The sequence below is a fragment of the Sphingomonas sp. FUKUSWIS1 genome, from assembly GCF_000733135.1.
GTDB lineage: Bacteria > Pseudomonadota > Alphaproteobacteria > Sphingomonadales > Sphingomonadaceae > Sphingomonas > Sphingomonas aerolata.
Genome location: NZ_JPJC01000142.1, coordinates 1 through 2583 on the forward strand (window position 1 = coordinate 1; position 2583 = coordinate 2583).

2 protein-coding genes and 1 pseudogene are annotated in these 2583 nt (G+C 70.6%); 1 reads left to right on the forward strand and 2 read right to left on the reverse strand.

The features are described 5' to 3' along the window. A pseudogene (locus sphsw_RS09710) lies at nucleotides 1-713 on the forward strand (MFS transporter); the annotation flags it as partial. A 3-nt stretch (nucleotides 714-716) separates the two neighbouring features. On the opposite strand, the gene sphsw_RS09715 reads toward sphsw_RS09710, so the two are convergent. Then, a complete protein-coding gene (locus tag sphsw_RS09715) occupies nucleotides 717-1955 on the reverse strand; it encodes a dipeptidase (protein ID WP_031440444.1) in 1239 nt (412 codons plus the stop codon). 42 nt (nucleotides 1956-1997) lie between these two features. After that, nucleotides 1998-2583, reverse strand: a 586-nt coding sequence (locus sphsw_RS09720) for an energy transducer TonB (RefSeq protein WP_042467011.1), incomplete at its 5' end; no start/stop codon positions are given.

Here is a 2583-nt window from a genome sequence, read left to right on the forward strand (position 1 = left end):
CGGGGCTGGCGATGGCCGAAGCGTTTCGCCGGCTCGCCCCGCCGTCGCGCAACTTCACACCGAGCGGTGGACGACCCGCCGCCCTCGTCCGCGATGCGCGCGCGCTGTTCGCCGACCGGGCGATGCCGCTCCTGTATCTCGAGGCGTTCCTGCTGATGGGGGTGTTCGTCACCATCTATAATTATGCGGGATTCCGGCTGATGGGGCCGCCCTACGGGCTCAGCCAGTCGGCGGTGGGCGCGGTGTTCCTGCTTTATGTGCTGGGGTCGATCAGCTCGGCGCGGTTCGGGACGCTCGCCGGGCGGCTGGGGCGGCGGACGATCTTCTGGGTGCCGGTGGTGGTGCTGATCGCGGGCGTCGCGCTGACCGCGATGCAGCCGCTGGTGCTGGTGATCGCCGGGATCGCGGTGGTGACGATCGGCTTCTTCGGCGCGCATTCGATCGCGAGCGCCTGGGTCGGGCGACGCGCGCAGAATGTCGCGGGCGGTGGCGCGCGCGGGCAGGCGGCGGCGTTCTACCTGTTCTTCTATTATATGGGGTCGAGCGTGCTGGGCTCCGCGGGCGGGTTCGCGTGGACGCATGCCGGCTGGCCCGGCGTGACGGACTTTTGCCTGGTCGTCGGCGGTGCGGCACTGGCGATCGGGCTGAGGCTGCGCGCGGTGCCACCATTGCGGGTCGAGCCGGTGGCAACGCCGCGGATGCCGGTGCCCTGAACCTCAGCGCGAGGCGATATCGATCGCGTCGCCCGGTGGCAGTTCCGACAGCGACCGCGCGACCGCGTCTGTGGCATCCATGACGCGCAGCATGTTGCCGCCGGCGAGCCTGGCCATGTCGGCATCGCTCCAGCCGCGGCGCGCGAGTTCGGCGAACAGCAGCGGATAGCCGTCGACGCCGGTCATCCCCTCGGGCCCGGTGCCGTTGATCCCGTCATAATCGCCACCGAGGCCAACATGATCGCGGCCAGCCACCCGCGCGATATGCTCGACATGATCCGCAACGGTCGCGGCGGTGACACGCGGTTCGGGATGGTCCCGGTCCCAGGCGACCAGCGGCGCAGGCGAACGCGCGCCATAGACGTTGGCGGGCACGCCTGCAGTCTTGGCTAAGGCGGTCCGGTCGGCATCCCAGGCCCGCCACGCGGTCGAGACGAAGGCGGGATAGAAATTGACCATGACGATCCCGCCGTTTGCGCCGATTGCGGCAAGCAGGTCGTCGGGAATGTCGCGCGGTGCATCGGTCAGCGCGCGGGCGCTGGAATGCGAGGCCATCACCGGCGCCTTGGCCGCGGCAAGGACCGCGCGCATCGTCGCGTCGGAGACGTGGCTGACATCGACGATCATGCCGATCCGGTTCATCTCGGCGACGACCGCGCGGCCGAAATCGGTGAGCCCGTTCGCCCGCGGCGCATCGGTCGAACTGTCCGCCCAGTTCAGGCTCTTGCCGTGCGTCAGCGTCATGTAACCGACGCCGAGCGCGCGGTACTGGCGCAGCACGGAGAGGCGCCCGTCGATCTGGTGCCCGCCCTCGACCCCGATCAGCGACGCGATCCGCCCCGCCTTCTCGATCCGACGGATATCGGCGGCGCTGGTCGCGCGTTCGAGCGCGGCGGGGTTGGCGGCGACGAATCGGCGGACGATGTCGATCTGTTCGAGCGTCATCTCGACCGCGCGCGGGCCGGTCATATCTGCGGGGATCCACACCGACCAGAATTGTGCGCCGACACGGCCCTTGCGCAAGCGGGGAATGTCCGTCTGGAGCGGGCGTGTGTCCGCAGCGAGATCGAGCGATTCGACCTTCGCGCCGTGTACGTCGCGGATTTCCCAGGCGAGGTCGTTATGGCCGTCGATGACCGGGGTCTTCCTGAGCACCCGGTCGACACGTGCCGCGACGCGGGGGTCGGGGGCGACCGGCGCCACGCTTGCCTGCGCGGCGATCAGGAGCAGGGCGGTGATCATGCCGCGCCATCGTGCCCGCCGCATCGCACGGCGGCAAGGGGATCAGTCGTCGTCCTCGGGGGGGCCGAGTTCGTTGACCCATTCCTGATTGTGGACGACGGTCGAGCGGACCGGGCGCCCCGCGGCGTCGAGCCAGGGCCGGTAGCGATAGCGCAGTTCGATCAGCCGGCAGGTGGTCGCGTCGAGCACCGCATTGCCGCTCGAACGCGTGATGCTGCACCCGGTGACGCGGCCGGTTGTCTCGACGGTGTAGCGGACACCGACCACGCCGCCCGCGCCGATGATCGCCTCCGCATTGGGGAAGTCCCTGTTCCTGAACCGCCCCTTCAACAGCCGCGGCGGGCTCTCGTCACCGCCATCGCCGTCGCCGTCGCCATAGCGGCCGCTGCCGGTACCGTCGCCCTCACCGCCCGCGCCAGTGCCGGGCCCCGGGACCGGCGCGGCGCCGGTCGTTGCCGCACTGCCGACGCCGGGCTTGAGCGCGGCGACGATCGGCGGCGGGATGACGGGCGGGACGATCGGGATCGGGGCGACGAGCTCGGTCGCCTTCGACCGGAGATTGGCGGGTGATGCGGCACCTTCGGGCCGGTGGCTCTTCGCCGGGCGGGGCACGACTTTTTCCAGCGGC